This is a genomic window from Ruegeria sp. HKCCA5463, assembly GCF_013034175.1.
Taxonomy (GTDB): domain Bacteria; phylum Pseudomonadota; class Alphaproteobacteria; order Rhodobacterales; family Rhodobacteraceae; genus Ruegeria.
Map to the genome: position 1 here is coordinate 1,167,164 of NZ_WQFL01000001.1, position 26,433 is coordinate 1,193,596.

Sequence of the window (26,433 nt, forward strand, 5' to 3'; positions counted from 1 at the left end):
CGCCGCTCATTGCACGTGTCTCCGTCTTTGTCTGTACATTTGACGCATCCCGCCCCGCGAAGTTACGTTGAGCCATGCGCTTTGTCCTCTTGTGCCTGAGCCTGACGCTCTCTGCCACCCCCTCTTGGTCACAAGAGTCGATTGGCCTTGCGGCCCCGGCAGAGGTTAAAGACTCCGGCCTGTTGCAACATATCCTTCCTCGCTTCTCTCTCAAGACCGGGATCCGTGTTATTGCAGACGACGCCGGGGTCATGGTGCTGGAAACCGCGCCGCCCGGTGATCCGGTCTTTGCCCGCAACGACGTGATCTATCACCTGCGTATCGAAGACAACGACCGCCAGACCCGTTTTCTTGAATGGCTGAAATCGGATATCGGCAAGCGCACGGTGGAAAGCTTTGCCCCGGCAGACGGAGGGCCCTACTCTGCCAGTTTTGATATTGCCGTGGTTGAGTCCGGTGACATCGTTGAAGGCGACACCCAACTTGGCGAAGAACTTTCGATGACCCATTGCGGGCGCTGTCATGTCATCGGGCCAAGGAACCGCATGAATGGCCTGGGGTCGACGCCCTCTTTCGCCGTTCTGCGCGCAATGCCCGACTGGTCGCAGCGATTCGAAGCGTTTTTCGCCCTGAACCCCCACCCCGCATTCACACAGATCGACGGTCTGACACCGCCTTTCGATCCCGAACGCCCGTCTCCTATTCACCCGGTTGAGATGACATTGGACGATCTTGACGCGATCCTGGCGTTCGTATCGCGCATCGACGCTGCGGATCTGGGTGCACCTCTGAAACTTCAGTGATCCTTTCTGTCTGAATAGTAATCCTCGGTCGTGACGACCCGAGGCTTGGGCTTTGACTGGAAAGGATTGTCTTGCTGTTGGAACTGCACGTTCACCCGGCAATTGTCACACATCTGGATCATCCGCGCCTGATCCGACGTCGCGAACATCGGATGCGTGCCTGAAAGCTTCTCCATGATCCGCTCAACGGTGGATTTCACGCCGAACAATGCCCCGCATTCCACGCAGGCAAAAGGTTCTTCTTCGTTCAGAACCTGCTGTGACAGGGCCGCATCGCTGAGATCAAGTTGTGGAACAAGCGTGATCGCATCCTCGGGGCATATGGTCTTGCACATCCCGCATTGCAGACAGGCATCTTGCTGGAAGTTCAATTGCGGCTTGTCCGGATTGTCGATCAACGCACCGGATGGGCACAGCGACACACAGCTGAGGCACAGGGTGCAGCTGTCGGTATTCACTGCAACCGCCCCGTAAGGCGCATTTTCAGGCAGCGGCAAAGGCGATTCAGCCTGCGGGTTCAGCGCCTGTGCTGCCAGCCGCGCGATTTGCCGGCGATTGCCCATAGGCAAGACCGGATCGGACAAAGGCCGGGGCACCGCTTGCCCGTACAGCAGATCGGACATCGCATCGGGGTCTGCTTCGTCAATCAGGCCTATACCCTCGTGGCCTGCAATGGCGTGTGCCAATTCAAGCTCCCGGTTCAACGCCTCGCGTTCAGTCGTCGGCGCCAACAGCACATCCACCCGCGCGAACCCATGCGCCAGAGCAGCCAGCATCTCGGCATGGCCAAAGCCAGATATCACGTTCAATTCCAATGGAATCACATCCGAAGGTAATCCACGCCCGAAACGCGCCGCCAACCGGATCATTTCGGCCCCGTCGGCGTCATGGACAAGCAACCGAGGCGCGGTGCCGCCGGCCCGTCGATAGGTACGGGCCAGAATATGCATCCGCGACAACAGCGCCGAAACAGGTGGGTCTTCGTAGGTTATGGCCGTTGAAGGGCACAGCGCGGCGCAAGCACCACAGCCTGCACATACCATCGGGTCAATCGCCACATGCTCGCCCGCCGGGGAAATCGCACCGGTTGGGCAGATATCCAAACAGTTGGTACAGCCCACCTGCTCGGCCCGGGTATGGGCACACAGGGTTTCTTCCACGCGCACATAAAGCGGCTTTTCGAATGTCCCCACCAATTGCGCGGCTTCAAAAGCCAGACGTTCCACGGAAACCGCATCCCTGGGATCAGCCCGCAAATAGCCTTCGCGCTTGTCCGGGGCCTGAACAAAGGGTGTTTCTCCTGCCAGATCGATGACAATGTCACACGAAGAAAGCGCACCGTCCTTTGGATCGGTCCAAGCAAACGCGCCGCGCCCACCGGGCACGACCTGCTGAAGCGCGTCCAGACGCAACGAAAACCCACCAAGCGCACCGGAAACCGAACGAAGCTGCCCCCGCACCACGTCATAGGCGCGCGAGAGGGGCTCTGACAAATCAGTCGTCATGACGGTCACTGCCAACGAATCCGCCAGACGCTCTGCCAGATCAAAGGCCACCGCACCGGGTCCGATGATGAAACAGGTGCCTTCACTGAAGACATCCACGCTGGGTGTGACCGGTTGCGCCAGAACGGCCTCGGCCGCCAATGCCGCCATCTTGGGGGTCGCATCCGCACCTTGGTCAGACCACCCGGCCCGATCGCGCAGATCGACAAATCCGGGCACGTCAATATTCAGGTCTTCGGCCAGTGACCTGAAAACGTCATGCTCTTGCGCACAAGCGATGACGGTATCACCTTCTTTCATCAAGTCCGCGGCGGACTGCAACTCATCGGTACAAAGCGCGGTATGCAACCTGGAACAGGCAACGCCGCAGGCGCTTTCGATCTTGTCCGGATCGAATGCCTGTGTTCCGGCGCAATCACATAGCAGTAGTTTCGTGGCCATATCCTCTCCTCGGGCAACCGCCCCGGTTCCATGCACACTAGGCTGTACCCCCGGGAAAGCAACTTCAACCCCTTGCCGCGTTTCCTGCACAGGGTTGAATTTCGGCAATAAATGCCACGAAACACAAGCATTCACAGGACCTGCTCACGCAGTTGCTACCCTGGACTACGACCAAAGTCGTAGAGCTTAGGCTTGGCACACAGCCAGTTTGTGTACCATAGTGGACTTGGAAAGGCAGGGGAGAGCCTTTCGGGGAGGAGCCAGTGGCCAAGGCCGCAAGCCAGACTGAAATGCCGGTTGGCGTCATCGTGCGCAAGACACCCGGGGTCACACGGTGGGCCCGGTGGAACTGGCGCGCTGTGGCCCTTTTACCCGGCGCGGGGCCGGCCGACTGGCAGGAACTGCGCCGCGAAGGCGATGCCGTCGAGTATCACGCGGCCACCTTGCCCCTGACGCTCTGGGCAGATGAAACCGAAGCCTACATGGTTAACTTGTCGGATGGGCAGCCTTCGCTGTACCTTGTGCTGCGGGACGAACTGAAAGGCGAAACTCCCCTGAATGCAGTTCTGATCACCGCCTCTCCGTTCGAGGGGCAGGATTACGCGGATACCGGTGAAGAAATTGTCGAGAAGATCCCGATGACTGAAGGGCTGATTGCCTGGGTCCGCGATTTTGCTTTGAAACATCATCAGCACGAAGTTTTCGTCAAGCGCCGCCGCGACAAGAAGCGGACAGATCTGGTTGAAGACGGCAAGGGTGATGCTCGTATCCGGCAGACGTCGGACGTGTATCGCGCCCCGAGAAAGGCGCTGCAATGAACCGGCCCGATGATTTCTGGTCTCGCCGAAAGGCCGCCGTTCACGCCGAAGCCGAGGCCGAGGCACTGGCCCTTGAAGAACAGGCGATCGCAGAACGGCAAGCGGAGCTGGAAGAAAAGGATGACGCCGAGATCCTCGCCGAGTTCAACCTTCCCGACCCAGAGACCCTGCAACCCGGCGACGATGTTTCGGGCTTCATGGCCAAGGCCGTGCCTGATCGCCTGCGCCGTCGGGCTTTGCGTCGGCTGTGGCGGCTGAACCCGGTTCTGGCCAATGTCGACGGGCTGGTTGATTACGGCGAGGACTACACCGATGCGGCCTGCGTGATCGAAAGCATGCAAACCGCCTATCAGGTTGGAAAAGGTATGCTGGCACATATCGAAGCACTGGCGGCCGACGCGGAAGAGGCCAAAGACGATGCTGCTGAAAGCGAAGCCGATATACGCGCTGAACCCGAGGCCGCGCCGGTCGAACCCGATACCGGGCCCGAACCGGTTTCCGTCGCCCGCGCGGACGAGCCGGAAGAAATCGACCTGCCCCCGGCGCCACGTCGAATGACATTTGAATTTGAAGGATGACCGAATGACCGCAAGTGACGCGCACACTCTGGACGTTTCAGCCGAGGATCGCCTGCGCGCGGATTTCTACAACTTTCTGGGCTTGCTGCTGGCCGGTCCACCCGACCAGATGCTGCTGGATCAAATGGCGAGCCTTAGCGGGGATGACACTGATCTTGGTCAGGCCATCCAAGCCATGGCGCGGGTTGCAAAAGTCACCAAGCCCGCCGCCGCGGAACGGGAATTCAACGCATTGTTCATCGGTTTGGGTCGGGGCGAATTGCTGCCCTATGCCAGCTTCTATCTCACGGGTTTTCTGAACGAGAAACCTCTGGCGCAGCTCCGCAATGACATGGCGGTGCGCGGGATCACACGCGCCCAGAACGTGTTTGAGCCCGAGGACAACATCGCCTCATTGATGGAGATGATGGCAGGCATGATCGTTGGGCGTTTTGGCAGCCCGGCATCGCTTGAAGACCAGAAAGCATTCTGGAGCAAACATATCGGCCCATGGGCCGCACATTTCTATTCGGATTTGGAAGCTGCTGAAAACTCTGTTCTCTATGCATCCGTCGGCACCGCCGGTCGGGTATTCATGGAGATCGAGCGCGAAGCGTTCCGGATGACAGCGGGGTAGCCCGCACATCGCCGGTGCCCTGTGGGCACCAAACCGCAATTGGGACAGGAGGAGCCCATGAGCAAGACCAAGGAAGAAGGCGCCACACGCCGCGACTTCCTCAAACTGGCCGGAACCGCAGCGCCTGCTGCTGTTGCCGCCGCCAGCCTGACCGGGAAAGCCGAAGCGGCCGAAGCGCCGACAGACGATACCCGCATCCAGGATACCGCGCATACACGCGCCTACATCGAAAGCACCCGGTTCTAGGATCGGACGTTTTCACACCCGACTGACGGTTGCGATTGGCCCCGACGTCGGCTTCAGCAGTACCAAGCCAGCCGTGGCATACACGGCGCGCAAGGGAGGAAACAAATGCTTAGGAAAAAGACCAACGGGGTTGCGAGACGCCCCCAGCGGACAAGTATCCTGTCCCAGGTCGGCGAGAAAACCGTCGATCGCCGCGCATTCCTGCGTGGATCGGGCCTGACGATCGGCGGCCTTGCCGCGATCAGCGCCACGGGTGGAACCGTGACGCCAGCCAGCGCCCAGACCGCAGCCAACACGGCTGTCGAGAACATCAAGTCCGTCTGCACGCATTGTTCGGTCGGTTGCACGGTGGTTGCCGAAGTTCAGAACGGCGTCTGGATCGGGCAGGAGCCCGGCTGGGACAGTCCGTTCAACCTGGGCGCCCATTGCGCCAAGGGTGCCGCCGTTCGCGAGCACGCCCATGGCGAGCGCCGCCTGAAATATCCGATGAAAAAGGAAGGCGGAGAGTGGAAGCGCATCAGCTGGGAAGAGGCGATCAACGAGATCGGCGACGGCATGATGAGCATCCGCGAAGAATCCGGGCCTGACAGCGTGTACTGGCTGGGTTCCGCCAAGCACAACAACGAACAGGCCTATCTGTTCCGCAAGTTCGCCGCCTACTGGGGCACGAACAACGTGGACCATCAGGCCCGGATCTGCCACTCGACCACTGTTGCGGGCGTTGCGAATACATGGGGCTACGGCGCCATGACCAACAGCTACAACGACATGCACAACAGCAAGGCGATCTTCATCATCGGCGGCAACCCGGCCGAGGCGCATCCCGTCTCGCTGCTGCATATTCTGCGCGCAAAAGAGCAGAACAACGCCCCGCTGATCGTCTGCGACCCGCGCTTTACGCGCACTGCGGCGCACGCGGATGAATATGTCCGTTTCCGCCCCGGCACGGACGTTGCGCTGATCTGGGGTATCCTCTGGCACATCTTCGACAACGGTTGGGAAGACAAAGAGTTCATCCGCACCCGTGTCTGGGGCATGGATCAGATCCGCGAAGAAGTTGCCAAGTGGAACCCGGATGAGGTGGAACGTGTCACTGGCACTCCGGGATCGCAGTTGAAGCGGGTTGCCCGCACGATGGCCAACAACCGTCCCGGAACGGTTGTCTGGTGCATGGGCGGAACGCAGCACACCAACGGCAACAACAACACCCGCGCGTACTGCGTACTTCAGCTTGCACTGGGCAACATGGGAACCTCGGGTGGTGGCACCAACATCTTCCGCGGTCATGACAACGTTCAGGGCGCAACGGACCTTGGTGTTCTTTCCCATACCCTGCCCGGCTATTATGGCCTGTCCGCAGGCGCATGGGGTCACTGGGCCCGCGTCTGGGGTGAAGAACCCGAATGGCTGGCCGGTCAATTCGCCACGATCAAGGACAAGGACGGCAAGGACAAACCGCTGCAGAACGAGCGCGGCATTCCTGTTTCTCGCTGGATTGACGGTGTTCTGGAAGACCCGGCCAACATGGATCAGGACAACAATGTCCGCGCCATGGTTCTGTGGGGCCACGCGCCCAACTCGCAGACCCGGATGACGGAAATGAAGACGGCGATGGAAAAGCTGGACATGCTGGTCGTGATCGACCCGTATCCCACCGTTTCCGCCGTTTTGCATGACCGTACCGATGGCGTCTACCTGTTGCCCGCCTGTACGCAGTTCGAAACCCGTGGTTCTGTCACGGCCTCGAACCGGTCTCTGCAATGGCGCGACAAGGTGGTCGATCCGCTGTTCGAAAGTCTGCCGGACGAAGTCATCATGGCCAAGTTCGCCAACAAATTCGGCTGGGCGGACCGGTTCTTCCGCAATATCGAGATGGAAGATCCCGAAACCCCGAATGTTGAAAGCATCACGCGTGAGTTCAACTCGGGCCTCTGGACCATCGGCTATACCGGTCAGTCGCCGGAACGTCTGAAAAGCCATATGGCCAACCAGCACACGTTCGACAGAACCACGCTGCAAGCCATTGGTGGACCAAACGACGGCGAGTACTACGGTCTACCGTGGCCCTGCTGGGGCACACCGGAAATGGGCCATACGGGGACACCAAACCTCTATGACATGTCCAAACCGGTGGCCGAAGGCGGCCTGACCTTCCGTGCCCGTTTCGGCGTGGAACGCGACGGCGACAACCTGCTGGCCGAAGGGGTCTATAGCGTTGGGTCGGAAATTCAGGATGGCTATCCAGAGTTTACGATGCAGATGCTGATGGATCTTGGCTGGGACGGTGATCTGACGGCCGAGGAACGCGCGGCCATCGACGCCGTGGCCGGACCAAAGACCAACTGGAAAACCGACCTGTCCGGCGGTATCCAGCGGGTCGCGATCGCACATGGCTGTGCGCCCTTCGGGAACGCCAAGGCCCGTGCGGTTGTCTGGACCTTCCCGGATCCAATCCCACTGCATCGCGAGCCGCTCTATACCAATCGGCGCGATCTGGTGGCGGATTATCCCACCTACGAGGATCGTCAGGCCTATCGTCTGCCCACCCTTTATGCATCGATCCAGAAGAACGACTTTTCAAAGGATTACCCGATAATCCTCACGTCTGGTCGTCTGGTCGAATATGAAGGCGGCGGTGATGAGACACGGTCCAATCCGTGGTTGGCTGAGCTTCAGCAGGACATGTTCGTCGAGATCAACCCGCGTGATGCCAACAACCTTGGCATTCGGGACGGATCACAGGTCTGGGTCGAAGGCCCCGAGGGCGGCAAAGTCAAGGTGATGGCGATGCTGACCAACAGGGTCGGTGCCGGTGTGGCCTTCATGCCGTTCCACTTCGGTGGCCATTTCCAGGGCGAGGACCTGAGGGAGAAATACCCCAAAGGTGCAGACCCCTATGTGCTGGGTGAAAGCACCAACACCGCCCAGACCTATGGCTATGATTCAGTGACCCAGATGCAGGAGACCAAGGCGACTCTCTGCAAGATCTGGGCAGCGTAAGGAGGACGATAAATGGCTAGAGCAAAGTTTCTCTGCGACGCTGAACGCTGCATCGAGTGCAATGCCTGCGTAACCGCGTGTAAGAACGAACACGAGGTGCCGTGGGGCATCAACCGCCGCAGGGTGGTGACGATCAATGACGGCAACCCGGGCGAACGCTCGATCTCGGTCGCCTGTATGCATTGTTCGGATGCGCCCTGCATGGCGGTGTGCCCGGTTGACTGCTTCTATCAGAACGAAGAAGGGGTCGTGCTGCACTCCAAGGACCTGTGCATTGGCTGCGGCTATTGCTTCTATGCGTGCCCCTTCGGCGCGCCGCAATATCCACAGGCGGGTAACTTCGGATCGCGCGGCAAGATGGACAAATGTACCTTCTGCGCCGGCGGCCCCGAGGAAACGCACTCGACCGCAGAGTTCGCCAAATACGGTCGCAACCGGATCGCCGAGGGCAAGCTGCCCATCTGCGCCGAAATGTGTTCCACCAAGGCCCTGCTCGCCGGTGACGGCGACGTGGTTTCCGCAGTTTACCGTGAGCGCGTCGTGGCGCGCGGTTTCGGCTCGGGCGCCTGGGGTTGGGGCACGGCCTACGACCAGAAAGACGGTTGAAATCCGGCTTTTGACAAAGCAGCCTCCCGCCCTTTGCGGGGGGCTTTTCAAGTGATGTGATCGGGGATCCGTTTCCTGCAACTTCACAGCAAACAAATTTGAGAGGCGCGCATGACCAATGATGTTTACTGGCTGCTGAAGCTTGACCTCGATCTGGATAAAAAGGATGAGTTCGAAGCGCTTAGGGCGGAAATGGTCGCGGCCACGCAGCAGGAGACCGGCGCCAGAAGCTATGAATGGCACATGACCGGTTCGGCTGTTCATATCTATGAACGCTATGCCAGTTCCGAAGATGCCATGATACATATGCAGAATTTCGGTGCCAGTTTTGCTGAACGGTTTCTGGCCCTTCTGACGCCAGTGGGGTTGGACGTGTATGGTCCGGCCAAGGATGATCTTCGCGAAGCGCTCGCACCGGTCGGCGCCGTCTTTCACCAGCAAATTGGCGGGTTTGACCGCTGATATGAAATTGCACAGGAGGATACCCCTATGCGTCTGATCCACTATCTGCTGGTTTCGATTTTTCTGACCGGAGCCGCATGGGCGCAAGAGACCTCTGAACCCACGGCAGATGAGCGCACCTCGACCGGCGGAGCAACAACCCTGGAAGACATTCTCGCCCGGCAGCGTGGTGAAACCGTCGACAACAGCTATCGTTCCGAGAACACAGGTCAGGGCAATGCCGAGGGGTTGCTGGGTCAGCTTGGCACGCGCGGTGTGGCCTCGGACAGTGACGTGTATCGCGCTTTGCGCTATGGCTCGGCTGATGTGACGGTGTCTTCTCATGGTCCGGCAGACAGCGTGCTGATTCAGGATGGCGGCATGTGGTGGCTGACCTTCCGCACCGGACCGCTGCGCGAATACGGCACCTATATCATTGCCGGGATGCTGGGCATCATCCTGTTATTTTTCCTGATCCGAGGTAAAATTCGCATCGATGGTGAGAAAACCGGCCGCACGGTCACGCGTTTCAACGGATTCGAGCGGTTCGGCCATTGGCTGTTTGCCGGGTCGTTCCTGATCCTTGGCGTCACGGGCCTGCTGACGCTTTATGGCCGCGACTACCTGATCCCGATTTTCGGGAAAGAGGGCTTTGCGGCCCTCGCACAGGGCTGCAAGTGGTTGCACAACAATCTGGCCTGGGCCTTCATGCTGGGCCTGATCATCGTCACGGTAAACTGGATTGCCCATAACATCCCCAACCGCGTCGATCTGAAATGGCTGGCCGCAGGTGGCGGGTTGTTCACCAAGAACAGCCACCCACCGGCAAAGAAGTTCAACGCCGGTCAAAAGATCATATTCTGGGCCTGCATCCTGCTGGGCGTCTCCATCAGCCTGTCGGGTCTGTCGCTGTTGTTCCCATTCGAGATGCCCTTGTTTGCCAAAACCTTCCAGATCGCCAATGCGACCGGTATTCCACAAATGATGGGCTTGAACCTGCCGGAGCAGATGTCGCCGCAGGAAGAAATGCAATATGCCCAAGTCTGGCACGTGATGGTTGCTTATGTGTTCATTGCGATCATCGTGGCGCATATCTATCTCGGCTCCGTTGGAATGGAGGGCGCCTTTGACGCCATGGGCACCGGCGAGGTCGAAGAACAATGGGCCCGTGAACACCACTCTTTGTGGCTGGAAGAAGTTCAGGAAAAAGAGGCAGGCAAAACCGCCGCCTCGCCTGCTGAATAGATGCGAGGGCTGGTTCTGGCCCTGGCGCTGATTCCTCTGCCCGCCTTGGCCGAATTCTTCACACTCAAGGGACACGGCGGCCCAATCATGGGGATTGCCACAGCCCCGGACGGGCGTATCGCAACAGCCAGTTTCGACAATTCCGTCGGGCTGTGGGCTGATCGCACCCCCGAATGGCTGGAAGGTCATGAAGCCGCCGTGAACGCCGTTGCCTTCAATGGCACGGCCATCTACTCGGCTGGCGATGACTTCACCCTGCGCAAGTGGCCCGGCGGCGACGTGGTTGGGCGACATCAGGGCAAGATCGTGGGTCTGGCAGCGTCCAAGACCCACGTCGCAACCGCCAGTTGGGACGGAACGATTGGGGTTTGGCCCGTTAACGGAACCGCCCACACAACTCTTGGGCCGACCGGAAGCGGTGTGAACGCCGTGGTGTTTTCTTCAGACGGCACACAGCTTTATTCAGCGGGCATGGATGGATCGCTGCGCATTTGGGACGTAAGGAGTGGACAAGAGATCACCCGGCTCATCGAACACGGGTTCGGCATCAACGAACTGGTCCTGAATGAACAGGACAACTGGATCGCTTACGGTGCTGTTGATGGAGTGACCCGAATACTGGACCTTTCCACCGGTGAAGAACGCGATTTCACTCTGGATCGTCGCCCGATCCTTGCCATGGCGCTCAGCCCGGATCGTCGGTTTCTGGCCGTGGGCGACGGTGAAGGCTATATCATGGTCATCGATACCTCGGACTGGCGCATCGCGCAGGACTTTCGCGCAACGTTGCGGGGGCCAGTCTGGGCCCTGGCCTTTTCGGTCGATGGTGAAAACATCCATGCGGGCGGAATTGACGAGGCCATGTACAGTTGGCCAGTCACCACCTTGTCCGACCGGCAACAGATGGCTTCTGCCGAGCCGAGTTTTCTGCAAAACCCCGACGAGATGGACAATGGTGAGCGTCAATTCGCGCGGAAATGCTCGATCTGTCACAGCCTGACACCCGACAGCCAACGCCGCGCAGGTCCCTCCTTGCACGGGGTTTTCGGCAGACGCGCGGGCACGTTACCGGGATATTTGTACTCGGATACGCTGCAAGGCTCTGATATCATTTGGAATGACGAAACGATAAATGCTCTTTTCGACGAAGGGCCTGACCATTACATTCCGGGGTCCAAGATGCCGATGCAGCGAATTACACAAGCTCAGGATCGTCAGGATCTTATTGCTTTTCTGCGCCGCGCAACGGGTGCCCGGAACTGAACTGGAGGAGACCATGAAAGCCTTTCTTGCCGCGGTCGCCGCGATGGTCGTCATTGCAGTGGCAGCCCCTGTCGTGCTGGATCGGATCGGATTCACCGCCGCCGACGCCACGTCCGGCTCTGCCGTTCGCCTCGACTGAATGTCGCAATACCTGACCACCCGCGAACTGGCCGATTTGCTGCGCATCGGCGAGCGCAAAGCCTATGATCTTGCCTCCTCGGGCGAGGTGCCCTGTGTTCGCGCCATGGGCAAGCTGCTGTTCCCGCGGGCCGAGATCGTTGCTTGGCTCAACGCGTCGCGATCCGGTCCGCAGGTGGCCGAACCGCCCCTGCCTCCGATTGTAGCAGGCAGCCATGATCCTCTGTTGGACTGGGCGCTGCGTGAAAGCGGATCAGGGCTTGCCACCTATTACGACGGCTCTTTTGACGGGCTGACACGGCTGAGCGAACGCAGCGCACAGGCGGCCGTGTTGCATATCCACGAAGACGGAGGGTTCAACGAAAAATCCCTGCGGGACGCCTTGGGCGAAGGGCCGGTGGTGTTGTACGAAGTCGCCCGGCGCAAGCGCGGGCTGCTTCTTGCCCCGGGCATATCGGATATCAAATCGTTCAAGGATCTCAAATCGCGCCGCGTGATCATGCGTCAGGACAGTGCGGCCAGCCAACACCTGTTCGATAGCCAGCTGGAAGCCCATGGAATGAGCCGAGACGATCTGGACGCAACCCCCGGCTGCGCACGCACCGAAGAGGAACTGGCCATCGCCCTTCACGGCGAAAAGGCCGAGGCCGGCTTTGGGCTGGGGGCTTTGGCAGGGCTTTACAACCTGGGTTTCGTCCCCACCCATTCCGAGAGGCTGGATCTGGCGATTTGGCGCAGGTCATATTTTGATCCGCCAATGCAGAAACTGATAACGCTGCTGCGCTCGGATCAATTTGCGCAAAGGGCCCGTGAATTCGGTGGCTACGACCTGTCGGGCCTGGGCACGATCCACCACAACGGTGCCAGCGGTTGAGCCCTCATCCGCCTTTTACCTTGTCAGGATGCGCCCGCCGCAGGCCGGCTTAGTCGGCGTTCGGAAAGAACACCTGCTGCCCGTCTAGCCTGAACGACGCAATCGCCTCCTGCCCGTCCGGCCCCGTCAGCCAGTCGATGAAACGCTGGCCGGCCGTCGCCCGCACATGCGCGTGCTTGTCAGGGTTTACAAGAATCACGCCGTATTGATTGAACAGGCGTGGATCCCCTTCGACCAATACCTCAAGATTTCCCCGGTTCCCAAACGACAGCCAAGTGGCCCGATCCGTCAGCGTATAGGCATCCATTCCACTGGCCACGTTCAGCGTCGCGCCCATACCAGATCCGGTCTCGCGATACCACGCACCCGAAGCCTCGGCAGGGTCCAGCCCGGCTGCGGACCAATAGCCCAGTTCAGCCTTGTGTGTTCCGCTGTCGTCACCGCGTGATGCAAACGGCGCTTCGGCCTCGGCGATTTTCGACAGCGCGGCCAACACATCGGTGCCGCCGCGAATTCCGGCAGGGTCAGACTTGGGGCCGACCAGAACGAAATCATTGTACATCAGATTCTTCCGTTCTACGCCCCAACCGTCAGCAACAAATTTCTCCTCGGCCGGTTTGGAGTGAACCAAAAGAACATCCCCGTCCCCGTTGATGGCGTTGCGAATGGCCTGACCGGTTCCAACCGCCACGACACGGACATCGATACCTGAATCGGCTTCGAACCACGGCAGAATGTATTCCAACAGTCCCGAGTTCTGTGTGGACGTGGTCGACTGCACCACAATAAACGGCTCTTCCGCCGAAACCGCGCTGGTCAACAGGCCCAAAGCCACCGCTGCTGCCCGAATTGCTTTTCGGAACATCACTCTCTCCGCTTTCTCTGTTTCAGGTAACCAATCCGCCCGCCAAATAGCGGCGCGACGCATCGCTTTCGGGTGAATTCAAAACCTGTTTTGCCACACCATGTTCCACGACGTGCCCGCCCTGCATCATGACCACGTCCGAGGCCAAACGACGTGCCTGACCGATATCATGCGTCACCATCACGATCCGCACGGCCCGAGCCGATGCCCGCAATATCATTCGTTCGATCATCTGGGTCGCGCTTGGATCCAGCGCGCTGGTGGGCTCGTCCAGAAACAAGGTCTCGGGGTCCAGCGCCAGCGCACGGAGAATCGCCAATCGCTGCGCCTCTCCCCCGGACAATGACCGCGCGGGTTGTCTGGCCTTGCCGTCCAGCCCGCCTTCGGCCAGCAATTCGGCGATACGGGCCTTACGGGCCCTTCGCCCCATGCCTTGACGCTTGAGAACGAAGTCAAGGTTTGCCGCAACTGATCGACGCAGCAGAACCGGTTTCTGAAACACCATCGCCTGGCGGGCTTTCTGTGCCGCGCCCAGCGGTTTTCCATCCTGGACGACCTGCCCCCGATCCGGCGTGATCAAACCGTGCAGGCAGCGCAGCAACAGGCTTTTGCCTGCACCGTTGGGGCCAAGAATCAAGGTTGGCCCCGGCCCATCCAGAACCAATGACGAGACGTCCAACAACGCTTTGCCGTTACTTCGGATTTGCAGGTTCTCGACTTTCAGGCAATTCACCGCGTCGCAGAACAGGTCACGCATGACGTACCCCTTCCCGTTCGGCCCGCAGGCTGACCGCGCTGACCATCGCGTTCACGGCCACCGCGATCCCAATCAGGATTGCCCCCAGCGCCAGAGCCAGCGCCAGATTTCCCTTTGACGTCTCCAACGCGATCGTCGTCGTCATCACGCGCGTCACATGATTGATGTTGCCGCCCACGATGATCACCGCGCCGACCTCGGCAATGGCGCGCCCAAACCCCGCAAGCAAGGCCGTAACCAGTGCCAGCCGCGCATCCCAGAGAAGCACGGGAACCGATGCCAGCCGCGACACGCCCAGTGATCGCAGCTGTTCAGAATATTCCTCGGCCAGCATTTCGACCACCTGCCTGGTCAATGCCGCGATAATGGGAGTGACCAACACGACCTGCGCAATGATCATGGCCGTCGGGGTATACAAAAGCTCTAGCACACCCAACGGGCCGGAACGGGACAGCATCAGATAGACCAGCAGCCCCACGACCACGGGCGGGAACCCCATCAGGGCATTCATCAGAACGATCAGCATCCGCCGCCCCGGAAACCTGGCCACAGCCAGGGCGGCACCGACGGGCATGCCGATCAGGGCAGAAATCAGAACCGCAAACACGGATACTTTTAGGGACAACAGCACAATCGCCCACAGCTCTGAGTCTCCCTCAAAGATCAGCGCGATGGCAGAGCTGAATTCTGATGCAAATCCCTGCATTTTATCCCGTGAAGTTCACATTTCGTATGAAATGCGTTCGTTTACAGGTAAATACTACTCTGATTTCAGGTCGAGTACAGACACATATCCGGCATTTAGAATGAAAAACGCGGCCCCGCTTGGGACCGCGCTTCAATTCCCTAAGGAAAGGCTGAGATCAATTCAGTGCAGCATCGGTGATCTGATGTGTCCAGGCCCCTTCGGGCTTTTTGGTAATAACCGGATCAGACCCGCCTGCCAGCAATGTGTTGACGGTGCGGTCGAAATCAGCCGGGTCCAGCGCGCCGTTCGACCCTGCGGTCAACTTGGCGATCTCACCCATCATACGCTTTTGGTGCTCTTCCGTCTGGGCACCGGTTGCATCGTTTTCCAGAACGATTTCCGCCGCTTCGTCCGGGTTCTCCTCGGCATATTTCCAGCCCTTCATCGTCGCGCGCACGAACCGCTCCATCTTGTCGGCGAAAGCCGCATCGCTCAGGTTCTCTTCCAGCACATAGAGACCGTCTTCCAGCGTTGCCACGCCCTGGTCTTCGTATTTGAAGGTCACCAACTCATCCGGGCTGACACCGGCATCGATGACCTGCCAGTATTCATTGTAGGTCATGGTGCTGATGCAATCGGCCTGACGCTGAAGCAACGGGTCGACGTTGAAGCCCTGCTTCAGAACTTCCACTCCGTTTTCGCTTTTGCCATCGGTGCTGATGCCCAACTGGCTCATCCAACTCATGAAGGGAAACTCGTTGCCAAAGAACCAGACACCCAGCGTGCGGTTCTTGAGGTCTTCGGGCGACGAGATCCCGGCGTCTTTCCAGCAGGTCAGCATCATGCCCGAGCTTTTGAACGGTTGCGCGATGTTCACCAGCGGCAGCCCTTTTTCACGGGCAGCCAGCGCGGCAGGCATCCATTCGACGGTCACATCGGCGCCACCGCCTGCAATCACTTGCGTCGGAGCGATGTCAGGCCCGCCGGGCAGAATGGTGACGTCCAGCCCCTCTTCTTCGTAAAAGCCCTTGTCCTTGGCAACATAATAGCCCGCGAACTGTGCTTGCGTGACCCATTTCAGTTGCAATGTCACCTCATCCGCCGCCAGCGCCGCACTGGCTGCGAGGCTAAAGGCGGCAACCGCCCCGCTGAGTAGCTTGTTCATCTTCATTTCTCCTAGTTGCTTGTTGTGCCCCAATTTCGGGGTCTGTTGATTTCTTTGTTTTATCCGCGCTGTGACGGGTGCCAGAAGGTCACCACTTTTTCGATCCCCGCCACCAGCCCATAAAAGGCCGTGCCGGCCAGTGCCGCAACAACGATTTCAGCCCAGACCATGTCCAGCGACAATTGCCCGACACTGGTAGAGATCCGGAACCCCATACCAAGTGTCGGTGAACCGAAGAACTCGGCCACGATAGCGCCGATCAGTGCCAAAGTGGTGGAAATCTTCAACCCGTTGAAAATGAAAGGCATCGCAGCGGGCAAACGCAGTTTCATGAAGCTCTGCCAATAGGTTGCGGCATAGGTCTCCATCAGATCGCGCTGCATCGAGGTGGCTTCCCGCAGGCCCGCCACGGTGTTGACGAGCATCGGAAAGAACACCATCACAACCACCACCGCCGCCTTGGAGTGCCAGTCGAACCCAAACCACATCACCAGAATGGGGGCGGTTCCGACAATCGGCAGGGCGGCCACGAAATTGCCGACCGGCAACAGGCCCAGACGCAGGAAATCCCAGCGATCCACCGCAATCGCCATCAGAAAGGCCGCGGTGCACCCGATGACATATCCGCTGAACGCGCCCTTGATGATGGTCTGCACAAAGTCAGCCCACAGGATCGGAAGGCTGTCCGCAAACCGTACCGCAATCACCGACGGCGCTGGCAGGATGACCAGAGGAACCTCAAGCCCGCGCACCAGAAGCTCCCAGATCCCGATGACCGTCAGGCCAAAGATCAGCGGGGCCAGAAACCGCACCATTCGGGTGTCGGCATAAGGCCCGCTGGCCAACCGGCTGTTCAACCACCAGCCCAAAAGCCAAAGCAGGACAGCACACAAAACCAGTATCATTGCGCCATCCCCATCCGTTTCAATACGGCCCGTTCAATCAGCCCCAGCAACCCAACCAGGCACGCCGCCAGAATGGCAGCCGCGAACAGGGCCGACCAGATCTGTACCGTCTGACCGTAATAGCTGCCGGCAAGCAACCGCGCGCCCAGACCAGCAACAGCCCCTGTCGGAAGCTCACCAACAATGGCGCCGACCAGCGACGCAGCGATCCCGATTTTCAGCGAAGTGAACAGATACGGCATGGATGCCGGCAGGCGCAGCTTCCAAAAGCCCTGAGACCGGCTGGCGTTATATGTCCGCAACAAGTCCAGCTGCATCGCATCGGGGCTGCGCAGGCCCTTGACCATGCCGACGACAACCGGAAAGAAACTCAGATAGGCCGATATGATCGCCTTGGGAATGATGCCCTGGATACCGACGGAATACAGCACCACAATGATCATCGGCGCCAGCGCGATGATCGGAATGGTTTGACTGACAATGGCCCATGGCATGACCGACAGGTCCATCACGCGGCTATGCACGATACCCACGGCCAGAAGGATCCCCAGGCCGGTGCCAATCGCAAACCCAAGCATCGTCGCGCTGAGCGTGACCCAGCCATGATAGATCAGCGACCGTTTCGAAGTGATCTTTTTCTGGACCGTCGTTTCCCACATTTCCACGGCGACCTGATGCGGGGCCGGCAAACGAGGCCTGTCCTGTTCCCACGTGGCCGGGATGGCGAATGTGTTGTTCAAAACAAGACCAACCTCAGACATGTCCCGCCGGTCCTTGGCGGATGGCGGCTGCACGATGGCCCCCGCGCGTTCTTGTTCGGTCAACACGCCCTTTATGTTCATCGGAATACAGGCCACGTACCAGAACAGAACAATTGCGGCGATGACGGTGAATACGGCGATGACTTGCTTCATGCACGCCACTCCATCCGATAGACGGGCACGGTATCCGGCGGCACAGGGGGTTCCTCGGCCGTCACTTCAAACCCTTCACGGCGATAAAAACGTTGCGCCGCCGTATTGGGCCGGTGCGTCGTCAGCCAGAGAAAATTTCGGCCCTCTTTTGCTTTGTCGACAAGGCGCTTGCCGATACCCTGCCCCGTCCGGCTGCAATACAGCGCGCCGATTTTATTCTGTGCCGGGTCCACTGACATGTAGCAATCGACCGGATCACCTGCGACCCACATTTCGCGGCTGTCGAATGCGTCGCTGATCAGCTTTGCCAGCTCGTCGACAGGAAGTTCGTCGGGCATCCAGCTTGTTTGCGTGGCCCAGTCATGAACAACCCTGGCGCAGGCTGACACATCGTCTGGCGCCGCGCGCCGGATCTTATCCGCATTCAACTCAGCCGTCATTGGAATGCCCACCCCGCAAACCTTCGCGCACACGGTGCGCGACCTCGATGAATTCCGGGGTGTCGCGAATGTCCAGCGGCCGTTCCTTGGGCAGCGGGCTGTCAATCACATCGGCGATCCGCCCGGGCCGTGGGCTCATCACCACGATCTTTGTACTCAGATAAACCGCCTCGGGAATGGAATGCGTCACAAATCCGATCGTCTTTTCCGTACGCGCCCAAAGCTCAAGAAGCTGCTCGTTCAGATGGTCCCGCACAATCTCATCCAGCGCCCCGAACGGCTCGTCCATCAGCAGGATATCCGCGTCGAACGCAAGGGCCCGAGCAATACTGGCCCTCTGCTGCATCCCACCGGACAACTGCCAGGGAAACTTGCCGCCAAACCCTTCCAAATCAACTAGTTCCAGGACCTTTCTCACTCGTTCATCCTGTTCGGCAGCACGGTATCCCATGATCTCAAGAGGCAGTTTTATGTTCTTTGCAATGGTACGCCAGGGATATAGGCCCGCCGCCTGAAAGACATACCCGTACGCCCGGTTTCGACGCGCCTCATCAGGCGTCATGCCATTGACGGTCAGCGTCCCGCCCGTGGGAGTCTCAAGGGCTGCAATACAGCGCAGAAAGGTGGTTTTGCCACAGCCGGACGGCCCGATGAAACTGACGAAATCGCCCTTGTCGATTGTCAGGTTCACGTCTTTAAGCGCGTGTACTGGCCCATCATTGGTCTGGAATGTCAGGTCCAGCTGCCTTGCCTCGATGACGGGCTGGGTCGTGCTTTCAGTGTTCATTTTATTGCCTTGAAAAGAGTGGTGTCAGGGCCGCCAGCAAAGCGGCCCCAACTGATCAAACACCGGTCGCCGGAATTCCCGTCCGCTCGACGGGTCTTGGGGCGGTCAGCTCTTTCCAGGTACTCAGCGCCTTGTTGACGGTGGTGTTCGCCTCACGCGCGACAAAGTCCCCATGACCTTCCTGCGTCCGGATTTCACCGTCATGCACCGCCACCTGACCCCGCGTCAGAGTAAAGCGCGGCAGACCTTTGACCTCTTTGCCCTCGAACACATTGTAGTCGATCGAAGATTGCTGCGACGCGGCGCTGATTGTCTTGCTTTTCTCAGGATCCCAGACAACAAGATCAGCATCCGCCCCGACCAGAACCGCACCCTTTTTAGGATAGCAATTCAATATCTTGGCAATGTTTGTTGAAGTGACAGCCACGAATTCGTTCGGTGTCAGACGCCCAGTGTTGACCCCATGTGTCCACAGCATCGGCATCCGGTCTTCCAGCCCGCCGGTGCCATTCGGGATCTTGGTGAAATCCCCGACGCCAAAGCGTTTCTGTTCGGTTGTAAAGGCGCAATGATCGGTTGCAACCACGCTCAGCGTTCCCGATTGCAGGCCATTCCACAGGCTGTCCTGATGCTGTTTGTTGCGGAACGGAGGGCTCATGACCCGTCGCGCCGCATGGTCCCAATCCTGATTGAAATATTCACTTTCGTCCAATGTCAGGTGCTGGATCAGGGGTTCTCCCCACACCCGTTTACCCTGCATTTTTGCCCGGCGGATGGCTTCGTGCGCCTCTTCGCACGAGGTGTGTACAACATACAGCGGGACACCTGCCATGTCCGCGATCATGATCGCCCGGTTGGTGGCTTCACCTTCCACCTGCGGCGGGCGCGAATACGCATGTGCCTCGGGGCCGGTATTGCCTTCGGCAAGCAGCTTGGCACTCAGCTCTGCCACCACATCCCCATTCTCGGCATGCACCAGGGCGGTACCGCCAACCTCGGCAAGACGCTTGAACGAGGCGAACAGCTCATCATCATTCACCATCAGCGCGCCCTTGTAGGCCATGAAATGCTTGAAGGTGTTGATACCGCGCGTCTCGATCACGGTTTTGATGTCGTCGAACACCTGTTCCCCCCACCAGGTCACCGCCATGTGGAACGAATAGTCACAATTGGCCCGTGTCGACTTGTTGTCCCAACGTTTAAGCGCATCCAGCAGGCTTTCACCCGGATTGGGAAGTGCAAAATCGACAACCATGGTGGTGCCGCCCGCCAGGGCCGCCCGCGTCCCGCTTTCAAAGTCATCGCTGGAATAGGTGCCCATGAACGGCATTTCGAGATGGGTATGAGGATCAATCCCGCCCGGCATCACAAAACAGCCGGTTGCGTCCAGTTCCTTGTCCCCCGTCAGGTTCATACCGATTTCGGTGATCACGCCGCCCTCGACCAATACATCCGCCTTGTAAGTCAAATCCGCGGTGACAACGGTTCCGTTTTTGATGACAGTACTCATTTTGAACTCCCTGATGCGGTCTGCGCCGCTTGCTTCATCTGGCCAAAAATATCCCGGGGGAGTCGCCCTCGGGGCGACGGGGGCAGCGCCCCCTATTCCACGATTTCGGCAGTCTCGACCACGGCATGCAGCAGAACATCCGCCCCGGCTGCGGCCCATTCCTTGCTGATTTCTTCGGCTTCATTGTGGCTCAGCCCGTCAACACAGGGGCACATGATCATCGCGGTCGGCGCAACCCGGTTGATCCAGCAGGCATCATGCCCCGCGCCCGAGATGATATCAGTGTGCGAATAGCCCAGCCGTTCGGCTGCGTTTCGCACGGCCGATACGCAAGCATCGTCAAATTTCACCGGATCGAACCCGCCGACTTTCTCGAATTCGATCTGAAGACCCATTTCGTCAACGATGTCCTCGGCAGCCACCCGCAGGCGGTTTTCCATGTCGGTGATCACCTCCAGCTCGGGCGAGCGGAAATCGACCGTAAACACCACCTTGCCCGGGATCACATTGCGTGAGTTCGGGTAGACATCGATATGCCCCGCCGCGCCCACCGCATGCGGAGCATGAGACCATGCGATCTCGTCGACTTTCTCCAGGATCCGCGCCATGGCCAGCCCGGCATTCTTGCGCATCGGCATCGGTGTCGATCCGGTATGCGCGTCCTTGCCTGTTACCGTGATCTGCGTCCAGCTCAGCCCCTGACCATGGGTGACGACGCCGATATCCTTGCCTTCGGCTTCAAGGATCGGGCCCTGTTCGATATGCAGTTCAAAGAACGCGTGCATCTTGCGGGCGCCCACCTCTTCATCACCACGCCAGCCGATCCGGTTCAGCTCATCCCCGAACTTTTTGCCCTCAGCATCTTCGCGGTTGTATGCCCAGTCTTGCGTGTGCATCCCGGCAAATACGCCCGAAGACAGCATCGCCGGCGCGTAACGCGTGCCTTCTTCGTTTGTCCAGTTGGTGGCGACGATCGGATGTTTCGTCTTGATCCCCAGGTCGTTCAGCGTCCGGATCAGCTCCAGCCCTCCCAGGACACCCAGCACGCCGTCAAACTTACCGCCTGTCGGCTGCGTATCCAGATGCGATCCCACGTAAACCGGCAGCGCGTCCGGGTCAGTGCCTTCGCGGCGGGCAAACATGTTGCCCATCTGGTCAAGCCCCATGGTGCACCCTGCTTCCTCGCACCATTTCTGGAACAAGGCGCGGCCTTCCGCGTCCTCATCCGTCAAGGTCTGGCGATTGTTGCCACCAGCGACACCCGGGCCGATCTTGGCCATCTCCATCAGGCTGTCCCACAACCTGTCGCCATTGATCCTGAGATTCTGCGCCGGAGCTGCCATGTTCATCTTCCCTGTTTGCTGGCGAGTTGGCTCGCTTTTGATGTCTTGATTTGACCATATGGTCAAACTCACGCTATCACGGGTTCGGTATCAGTCAAGAATTTGCGCGGTTCAGCTGAAATTTTCAGTACGTCCCGCACCTGTTCGACGAAAAAAGAGACACGCTGAAAACATGCCAAAAGACCGCGCACCGACCCGTATTCAGAAAAAGAACCGCGCCGCGATTCTAGAGGCCGCCCTGAACGTGTTTTCAGCCCACGGGTTTCGCGGCGCAACCGTAGACCAGATCGCGGCAGAAGCAGGTCTGAGCAAGCCGAACCTGCTGTACTATTTCCCATCAAAAGAAGCGATCCATACTGAATTGCTGTCCGGCCTGCTGGATACCTGGCTGGCTCCGCTGCATGATCTGGACGCCGACGGCGATCCGATGGAGGAAATCCTGGCATACATTCGGCGCAAGTTGCAGATGAGTCAGGAACTACCACGGGAAAGCCGCCTTTTTGCCAACGAGCTTGTGCAGGGCGCGCCGCGTATTCACGATGCATTGTCCAATGATCTCAAGACACTGGTCGACGAAAAGGTCACGATCCTTACCGGCTGGATGGATCAGGGAAAAATCGCGCGGGTGCACCCCTACCACCTGGTGTTCTCGATCTGGGCCTTGACGCAGCACTATGCAGATTTCGATGTTCAGGTTCGTGCAATTCTGGGCAACGAAGATGCGTTCGAGGGTGCAGAAACTTTTGTTGACACGTTGTACCGCAAACTTCTGAGCCCCTGAAAAAAGGGGCCGAAAAAACGGCCCCTTTACGATCTGTCGCAATCCCCTCATTCGGCCGCCTTGGCCATCGGGTTGTTCGGATGCGTCGTCCAGTTCGCATAGGTTGGCTGAACTTCTTTTCCGGTCCGGGGATCAACCTCGCCCGCTGCCATCGGCACCATATCGATGCAGCCTTCGATCGGACAAACATCGACGCAGAGGTTGCAGGCGACGCATTCGTCATCCATCACCTCAAAGACGCGGTCCTCGGACATGGAAATCGCCTGGTGGCTGGTGTCTTCGCAGGCCGCATAACACCGGCCACACTTGATGCACTGATCCTGATCGATCTTCGCCTTGGCGACGTAGTTGAGGTTCAGATACTGCCAGTCGGTGACATTGGGCACCGCACGTCCGATCACTTCATCAATGCTGGAATAGCCTTTCTCATCCATCCATTCCGACAGCCCTGCTGTCAGTTCGTCGATGATCTTGAAGCCATAGGTCATCGCAGCGGTGCACACCTGAACGTTGCCGCAACCCAACGAGATGAACTCGGCCGCGTCACGCCAAGTGGTGACGCCGCCGATGCCGGAAATCGGCAGGCCTCGGGTCGCCTCGGCCCGTGCGATCTCGGACACCATCGACAATGCAATGGGCTTTACTGCCGGGCCGCAATACCCACCGTGGCTGCCTTTGCCGTCAATGGACGGTTCAGGGCTGAAAGTGTCCAGATTGACGCTGGTGATCGAATTGATGGTGTTGATCAGCGACACCGCATCCGCACCTCCGTTTCTGGCTGCCGCAGCCGGTTTGCGGATGTCAGTGATGTTCGGCGTAAGCTTAACGATGACCGGGCGGTCGTAATACTGTTTGCACCAGCGCGTGACCATCTCGATATATTCCGGAACCTGCCCCACGGCCGAGCCCATACCACGTTCACTCATCCCATGAGGGCAGCCGAAGTTCAGCTCGATCCCATCCGCACCGGTTTCTGCCACGCGTGGCAGAATGGCCTTCCATGCTTCTTCCTCGCACGGCACCATGATCGAAGCGATCAGCGCGCGATCCGGGTAATCCGCTTTGACCCGCGCCATTTCTTCAAGGTTCACTTCCAATGGCCGGTCCGTGATCAACTCGATGTTGTTCAGGCCAAGCAACCGCCGATCCGCGCCGTAAATCGCTCCATAGCGCGGACCGTTCACGTTCACGACCGGAGGGCCCTCGGACCCTAACGTTTTCCAAACCACACCGCCCCATCCGGCCTCGAAGGCGCGGCGAACGTTGTATTCCTTGTCGGTCGGCGGCGCAGAGGCCAGCCAGTAGGGATTAGGGCTGGAAATGCCCAGAAAGTTTGTCGTCAGATCGGCCATGGCTTCTCCCTTCCCGGCTCAGCCGGATTTTTTGAATATCATTTCGGTCGGGCGAATACGCCCGGCCTTGAGGTTTTTGACGTAGTTTTGGAACTTTTCGGGCGCCGTTTCGCCCATCATCAGGTGGATCCCCAGCGGCGCTGGTCCGGTCTCGGCTATCTTGGCAAACACGTCTTCGAAGAACTGGATCGCAAACGCAGTGCGGTCTGTTTCGGCAACCAGCTCAAGACCGGCCGCGGACGCGGCGTCTTTGTACACCTCTGGCGCGTGAACAAAGGAGGTTTCCGGCAAAGTGGACCAGGGAAGCGGAAAATCCAGCGGCTCATCCACCTCTCCGCCCATGACGTCGAACAGGGCAAAGGTGCCACCGGTGGCCAGAACCCGCGACACTTCCGCGAACAGCTCCGCTTTGTCTTCGATATTCATGCCCACATGCATCATGACGGCAAGGTCGAACCCGGCATCCGGCACAGGCATGTCCAGAGCACTGCCAACGTGAAAGCTGGTCTTTTCGGAATGCCCGACCAGATCGCTGAGCGCAGTTGCGGTTTCCACGAACTCGGGCGTCAGGTCGACACCTGTTACCGTTGAGTCATATTTGTCCACTATGTACCGGGATGTGCCTCCGATGCCGCATCCGATATCCAGAACGCGTGTCGCATGGGTCGGGGAAAGTTGCGCAAACAGGTTGTCGGTCGCAAGAACGCCGCCTGTATGGAATTCATCCCCCGCCTTCAGATCAGCGACCGTGGCCGCATCCGGGTCGATGCCGCTGGCCTTCAGTGCCGCGCGGACGCGTTCGGTCAGTGCACCGGTGGTATAGTGTTGAGCAACGGCTTGTTCGATCTGGGACATGGGAATACCTCAGCAGCGAAAGGAATGGGGTGAATACCCCACCCTATCACGAAACGAGCGTTGCGTGGATGTCCATCGCTGCGTCCCGACCTTCGGCAACGGCCGTTACGGTCAGATCTTCACCGCCCGCAGCGCAGTCACCGCCGGCCCAGACACCAGCCAAGGAGGTTCGGCCAGCGCCGCTGACGGCGATCTTGTTGCCATCCAGCGTCAGGCCTTCGGGTGCGCCCTCCAAGGTCTGTCCAATGGCCTTGAGAACCTGATCGGCCTGCAAGCGGATCGTTTCTCCGGTGCCGATGAGCTGACCGTTCTGGCTGGATGTATATTCCAGCTCGATCTCGGTCGCGGTACCATTGCCGTGGATGGCCACCGGCTGAACATTGGTCATGATCCGAACGCCATGCGACGCTGCCAGGTCCTGCTCGTACCGGCTGGCCCCCATGGCATCCCGGCCGCGGCGATAGGCAATCGTGACGTTTTCGGCGCCCAGAAGCTTGGATTTCACGGCGGCATCCACAGCCGTCATGCCCCCGCCGATGACGACCACATTCCGTCCAACGGGCAGATCGGCAAGGTCGCTGGCCTGCCGCACGTCCGATATGAAATCGACCGCGGCCCGCACACCGTCCTTGTCGACACCGCCTGCACGCAAGGCGTTGACACCGGCAAGACCAATGGACAGAAACACCGCGTCGTAGTTTTCGACCAGCCCATCCAACGAGATGCTTTCGCCCAAAACCGAACCGGTCTCGATTGCAATCCCTCCGATTTTCAGCAGCCAGTCCACCTCGGCTTGTGCAAAATCGTTGGTCGATTTGTAGGCTGCGATACCATATTCATTCAGGCCGCCGGGTTTGGGCTTGCTTTCGTGGATCACCACGTCATGGCCCAGCATCGCCAGCCGATGGGCACAGGCCAGACCCGCAGGCCCGGCCCCCACAACGGCAACTGTCTTGCCGGTCGAAGGCGCCCGTTCAAACGGATGCACACCCGAGGCCATGATTTCATCGGTGGCGAAACGTTGCAGGCGCCCGATCTCAACCGGCTTGCCTTCGGCGGCTTCGCGAACGCAGGCCTCTTCGCACAGCGTTTCGGTTGGACAGACCCGAGCGCACATTCCGCCCAGAATATTCTGTTCCAGAATCGTGCGCCCTGCTGATTGCGGTTGACCGGCCTGAATCTGGCGAATGAACAACGGGATATCGATATCCGTTGGACAGGCCGTTACGCATGGTGCGTCGTAGCAGAAATAACAGCGATCTGCGGCTACTGCGGCCTCATGCTGGGCAAGTGGCGGATGCAGATCGGTGAAATTCGAGGTCAGCTCATCGCTTGAAAGCCGCCCGGCTACGATACCGGGTGCCATCTGGCCCTGTGCCATCACTCTACTCCCTGTAGATATGTTTGTTATGCTCTCAGCTTGCCACAAATAAATTTTTTATCAATTGGTAAAATTTGCCAAATGGTCAAAAAATGAAAAGCCTTGCAAAAACAACT

27 protein-coding genes are annotated in these 26,433 nt (G+C 59.0%); 13 read left to right on the forward strand and 14 right to left on the reverse strand.

The features are described from left to right. Nucleotides 1-74 precede the first annotated feature (74 nt). On the forward strand, nt 75-803 hold the full coding sequence (locus GOW09_RS05790; protein WP_171116369.1) for a cytochrome c: 729 nt from the start codon (nt 75-77) through the stop codon (nt 801-803). On the opposite strand, the gene GOW09_RS05795 is transcribed toward GOW09_RS05790, so the two are convergent. Continuing rightward, on the reverse strand, nt 797-2,749 hold the full coding sequence (locus GOW09_RS05795) for a 4Fe-4S binding protein (protein WP_171116372.1): 1,953 nt from the start codon (nt 2,747-2,749) through the stop codon (nt 797-799). The genes GOW09_RS05790 and GOW09_RS05795 overlap by 7 nt on opposite strands. A gap of 263 nt (nt 2,750-3,012) precedes the next feature. On the opposite strand from GOW09_RS05795, the gene GOW09_RS05800 reads away from it, so the two are divergent. The 11 genes from GOW09_RS05800 (at nt 3,013) to GOW09_RS05845 (ending at nt 12,574) form a co-directional block, all read left to right on the forward strand. Then, nucleotides 3,013-3,567 carry a DUF3305 domain-containing protein gene (locus tag GOW09_RS05800; RefSeq protein WP_171116373.1) on the forward strand — a complete coding sequence of 185 codons (555 nt, stop codon included), beginning with the start codon at nt 3,013-3,015 and terminating at the stop codon, nt 3,565-3,567. Next, nucleotides 3,564-4,145 carry a DUF3306 domain-containing protein gene (locus GOW09_RS05805; protein WP_171116375.1) on the forward strand — a complete coding sequence of 194 codons (582 nt, stop codon included), beginning with the start codon at nt 3,564-3,566 and terminating at the stop codon, nt 4,143-4,145. Before GOW09_RS05800 ends, GOW09_RS05805 begins: the two co-directional genes overlap by 4 nt. Before the next feature lie 4 nt (nt 4,146-4,149). Next, nucleotides 4,150-4,761: a molecular chaperone gene (locus GOW09_RS05810; protein ID WP_171116377.1), complete on the forward strand. Its 612-nt coding sequence runs from the start codon at nt 4,150-4,152 to the stop codon at nt 4,759-4,761. Nucleotides 4,762-4,818: 57 nt separating this feature from the next. Further along, the gene (locus GOW09_RS05815) at nt 4,819-5,007 is read left to right on the forward strand and encodes a ubiquinol-cytochrome c reductase iron-sulfur subunit N-terminal domain-containing protein (protein WP_171116379.1); all 189 of its coding nucleotides are present in this window, start codon (nt 4,819-4,821) and stop codon (nt 5,005-5,007) included. 105 nt (nt 5,008-5,112) lie between these two features. Then, the gene (locus GOW09_RS05820; RefSeq protein ID WP_152457710.1) at nt 5,113-8,007 is read left to right on the forward strand and encodes a formate dehydrogenase subunit alpha; all 2,895 of its coding nucleotides are present in this window, start codon (nt 5,113-5,115) and stop codon (nt 8,005-8,007) included. 12 nt (nt 8,008-8,019) lie between these two features. After that, nucleotides 8,020-8,613, forward strand: coding sequence for a formate dehydrogenase FDH3 subunit beta (gene fdh3B, locus GOW09_RS05825; protein ID WP_010439472.1), 594 nt, complete (start codon nt 8,020-8,022; stop codon nt 8,611-8,613). A 111-nt stretch (nt 8,614-8,724) separates the two neighbouring features. Next, complete coding sequence (locus GOW09_RS05830; RefSeq protein ID WP_171116381.1) at nt 8,725-9,075, forward strand: antibiotic biosynthesis monooxygenase; 351 nt, start codon at nt 8,725-8,727, stop codon at nt 9,073-9,075. Between the two features lie 27 nt (nt 9,076-9,102). Then, entirely contained in the window at nt 9,103-10,299 is a 1,197-nt protein-coding gene (locus GOW09_RS05835; protein WP_171116383.1) for a formate dehydrogenase subunit gamma, read from the forward strand. Beyond that, a complete protein-coding gene (locus GOW09_RS05840) occupies nt 10,300-11,562 on the forward strand; it encodes a c-type cytochrome (RefSeq protein WP_171116385.1) in 1,263 nt (420 codons plus the stop codon). A 13-nt stretch (nt 11,563-11,575) separates the two neighbouring features. Further along, a complete protein-coding gene (locus GOW09_RS22775; RefSeq protein ID WP_256367747.1) occupies nt 11,576-11,701 on the forward strand; it encodes a hypothetical protein in 126 nt (41 codons plus the stop codon). Further along, nucleotides 11,702-12,574: a helix-turn-helix transcriptional regulator gene (locus tag GOW09_RS05845; protein ID WP_171116387.1), complete on the forward strand. Its 873-nt coding sequence runs from the start codon at nt 11,702-11,704 to the stop codon at nt 12,572-12,574. A 49-nt stretch (nt 12,575-12,623) separates the two neighbouring features. Here GOW09_RS05845 and GOW09_RS05850 read toward each other — a convergent pair whose 3' ends face one another. The 10 genes from GOW09_RS05850 to GOW09_RS05895 form a co-directional block, all read right to left on the reverse strand. Further along, a complete protein-coding gene (locus GOW09_RS05850) occupies nt 12,624-13,439 on the reverse strand; it encodes a substrate-binding domain-containing protein (protein ID WP_171116389.1) in 816 nt (271 codons plus the stop codon). Nucleotides 13,440-13,461: 22 nt separating this feature from the next. After that, nucleotides 13,462-14,196 carry an ATP-binding cassette domain-containing protein gene (locus GOW09_RS05855; RefSeq protein WP_171116391.1) on the reverse strand — a complete coding sequence of 245 codons (735 nt, stop codon included), beginning with the start codon at nt 14,194-14,196 and terminating at the stop codon, nt 13,462-13,464. Then, entirely contained in the window at nt 14,189-14,902 is a 714-nt protein-coding gene (locus GOW09_RS05860; protein ID WP_152457703.1) for an ABC transporter permease, read from the reverse strand. The genes GOW09_RS05855 and GOW09_RS05860 overlap by 8 nt, the downstream gene beginning before the upstream one ends. Before the next feature lie 157 nt (nt 14,903-15,059). Next, the gene (locus GOW09_RS05865) at nt 15,060-16,049 is read right to left on the reverse strand and encodes an ABC transporter substrate-binding protein (RefSeq protein WP_171116393.1); all 990 of its coding nucleotides are present in this window, start codon (nt 16,047-16,049) and stop codon (nt 15,060-15,062) included. 59 nt (nt 16,050-16,108) lie between these two features. Next, the gene (locus GOW09_RS05870; RefSeq protein WP_171116395.1) at nt 16,109-16,954 is read right to left on the reverse strand and encodes an ABC transporter permease; all 846 of its coding nucleotides are present in this window, start codon (nt 16,952-16,954) and stop codon (nt 16,109-16,111) included. Then, nucleotides 16,951-17,868, reverse strand: a complete 918-nt coding sequence (locus GOW09_RS05875; RefSeq protein ID WP_171116397.1) for an ABC transporter permease — start codon at nt 17,866-17,868, stop codon at nt 16,951-16,953. The genes GOW09_RS05870 and GOW09_RS05875 overlap by 4 nt, the downstream gene beginning before the upstream one ends. Then, on the reverse strand, nt 17,865-18,308 hold the full coding sequence (locus GOW09_RS05880) for a GNAT family N-acetyltransferase (RefSeq protein ID WP_253284173.1): 444 nt from the start codon (nt 18,306-18,308) through the stop codon (nt 17,865-17,867). Before GOW09_RS05880 ends, GOW09_RS05875 begins: the two co-directional genes overlap by 4 nt. Beyond that, entirely contained in the window at nt 18,298-19,095 is a 798-nt protein-coding gene (locus GOW09_RS05885; protein ID WP_171116399.1) for an ABC transporter ATP-binding protein, read from the reverse strand. Before GOW09_RS05885 ends, GOW09_RS05880 begins: the two co-directional genes overlap by 11 nt. Before the next feature lie 55 nt (nt 19,096-19,150). Continuing rightward, on the reverse strand, nt 19,151-20,605 hold the full coding sequence (hydA, locus tag GOW09_RS05890) for a dihydropyrimidinase (protein ID WP_171116401.1): 1,455 nt from the start codon (nt 20,603-20,605) through the stop codon (nt 19,151-19,153). A gap of 92 nt (nt 20,606-20,697) precedes the next feature. Further along, on the reverse strand, nt 20,698-21,948 hold the full coding sequence (locus GOW09_RS05895) for a Zn-dependent hydrolase (RefSeq protein ID WP_152457697.1): 1,251 nt from the start codon (nt 21,946-21,948) through the stop codon (nt 20,698-20,700). 172 nt (nt 21,949-22,120) lie between these two features. Between GOW09_RS05895 and GOW09_RS05900 the strand changes: the two genes are divergently transcribed. Beyond that, a complete protein-coding gene (locus GOW09_RS05900) occupies nt 22,121-22,729 on the forward strand; it encodes a TetR family transcriptional regulator C-terminal domain-containing protein (protein WP_171116403.1) in 609 nt (202 codons plus the stop codon). A gap of 47 nt (nt 22,730-22,776) precedes the next feature. On the opposite strand, the gene preA is transcribed toward GOW09_RS05900, so the two are convergent. Genes preA through GOW09_RS05915 form a run of 3 tightly spaced genes read right to left on the reverse strand, consistent with a single transcriptional unit; the run spans nt 22,777 to nt 26,317 of the window. After that, a complete protein-coding gene (preA, locus tag GOW09_RS05905; RefSeq protein WP_171116404.1) occupies nt 22,777-24,081 on the reverse strand; it encodes an NAD-dependent dihydropyrimidine dehydrogenase subunit PreA in 1,305 nt (434 codons plus the stop codon). 18 nt (nt 24,082-24,099) lie between these two features. After that, nucleotides 24,100-24,936 carry a methyltransferase domain-containing protein gene (locus GOW09_RS05910; RefSeq protein ID WP_171116406.1) on the reverse strand — a complete coding sequence of 279 codons (837 nt, stop codon included), beginning with the start codon at nt 24,934-24,936 and terminating at the stop codon, nt 24,100-24,102. Between the two features lie 46 nt (nt 24,937-24,982). Continuing rightward, nucleotides 24,983-26,317, reverse strand: coding sequence for an NAD(P)-dependent oxidoreductase (locus tag GOW09_RS05915; protein ID WP_171116408.1), 1,335 nt, complete (start codon nt 26,315-26,317; stop codon nt 24,983-24,985). Between the last annotated feature and the right edge of the window lie 116 nt (nt 26,318-26,433).

Bases quoted from the DNA above. Each gene is read 5' to 3' on its own strand.
- hydA (WP_171116401.1), bottom strand. From the start codon at position 20,605: ATGAGTACTGTCATCAAAAACGGAACCGTTGTCACCGCGGATTTGACT.
- GOW09_RS05885 (WP_171116399.1), bottom strand. From the start codon at position 19,095: ATGAACACTGAAAGCACGACCCAGCCCGTCATCGAGGCAAGGCAGCTG.
- GOW09_RS05870 (WP_171116395.1), bottom strand. From the start codon at position 16,954: ATGATACTGGTTTTGTGTGCTGTCCTGCTTTGGCTTTTGGGCTGGTGG.
- GOW09_RS05820 (WP_152457710.1), top strand. From the start codon at position 5,113: ATGCTTAGGAAAAAGACCAACGGGGTTGCGAGACGCCCCCAGCGGACA.
- GOW09_RS05835 (WP_171116383.1), top strand. From the start codon at position 9,103: ATGCGTCTGATCCACTATCTGCTGGTTTCGATTTTTCTGACCGGAGCC.
- GOW09_RS05850 (WP_171116389.1), bottom strand. From the start codon at position 13,439: ATGTTCCGAAAAGCAATTCGGGCAGCAGCGGTGGCTTTGGGCCTGTTG.
- GOW09_RS05815 (WP_171116379.1), top strand. From the start codon at position 4,819: ATGAGCAAGACCAAGGAAGAAGGCGCCACACGCCGCGACTTCCTCAAA.
- GOW09_RS05810 (WP_171116377.1), top strand. From the start codon at position 4,150: ATGACCGCAAGTGACGCGCACACTCTGGACGTTTCAGCCGAGGATCGC.
- GOW09_RS05855 (WP_171116391.1), bottom strand. From the start codon at position 14,196: ATGCGTGACCTGTTCTGCGACGCGGTGAATTGCCTGAAAGTCGAGAAC.
- GOW09_RS05840 (WP_171116385.1), top strand. From the start codon at position 10,300: ATGCGAGGGCTGGTTCTGGCCCTGGCGCTGATTCCTCTGCCCGCCTTG.
- GOW09_RS05895 (WP_152457697.1), bottom strand. From the start codon at position 21,948: ATGGCAGCTCCGGCGCAGAATCTCAGGATCAATGGCGACAGGTTGTGG.
- GOW09_RS05910 (WP_171116406.1), bottom strand. From the start codon at position 24,936: ATGTCCCAGATCGAACAAGCCGTTGCTCAACACTATACCACCGGTGCA.
- GOW09_RS05860 (WP_152457703.1), bottom strand. From the start codon at position 14,902: ATGCAGGGATTTGCATCAGAATTCAGCTCTGCCATCGCGCTGATCTTT.
- GOW09_RS05790 (WP_171116369.1), top strand. From the start codon at position 75: ATGCGCTTTGTCCTCTTGTGCCTGAGCCTGACGCTCTCTGCCACCCCC.
- GOW09_RS05880 (WP_253284173.1), bottom strand. From the start codon at position 18,308: ATGACGGCTGAGTTGAATGCGGATAAGATCCGGCGCGCGGCGCCAGAC.
- fdh3B (WP_010439472.1), top strand. From the start codon at position 8,020: ATGGCTAGAGCAAAGTTTCTCTGCGACGCTGAACGCTGCATCGAGTGC.
- GOW09_RS05830 (WP_171116381.1), top strand. From the start codon at position 8,725: ATGACCAATGATGTTTACTGGCTGCTGAAGCTTGACCTCGATCTGGAT.
- GOW09_RS22775 (WP_256367747.1), top strand. From the start codon at position 11,576: ATGAAAGCCTTTCTTGCCGCGGTCGCCGCGATGGTCGTCATTGCAGTG.
- GOW09_RS05805 (WP_171116375.1), top strand. From the start codon at position 3,564: ATGAACCGGCCCGATGATTTCTGGTCTCGCCGAAAGGCCGCCGTTCAC.
- preA (WP_171116404.1), bottom strand. From the start codon at position 24,081: ATGGCCGATCTGACGACAAACTTTCTGGGCATTTCCAGCCCTAATCCC.
- GOW09_RS05875 (WP_171116397.1), bottom strand. From the start codon at position 17,868: ATGAAGCAAGTCATCGCCGTATTCACCGTCATCGCCGCAATTGTTCTG.
- GOW09_RS05795 (WP_171116372.1), bottom strand. From the start codon at position 2,749: ATGGCCACGAAACTACTGCTATGTGATTGCGCCGGAACACAGGCATTC.
- GOW09_RS05900 (WP_171116403.1), top strand. From the start codon at position 22,121: ATGCCAAAAGACCGCGCACCGACCCGTATTCAGAAAAAGAACCGCGCC.
- GOW09_RS05845 (WP_171116387.1), top strand. From the start codon at position 11,702: ATGTCGCAATACCTGACCACCCGCGAACTGGCCGATTTGCTGCGCATC.
- GOW09_RS05865 (WP_171116393.1), bottom strand. From the start codon at position 16,049: ATGAACAAGCTACTCAGCGGGGCGGTTGCCGCCTTTAGCCTCGCAGCC.
- GOW09_RS05915 (WP_171116408.1), bottom strand. From the start codon at position 26,317: ATGGCACAGGGCCAGATGGCACCCGGTATCGTAGCCGGGCGGCTTTCA.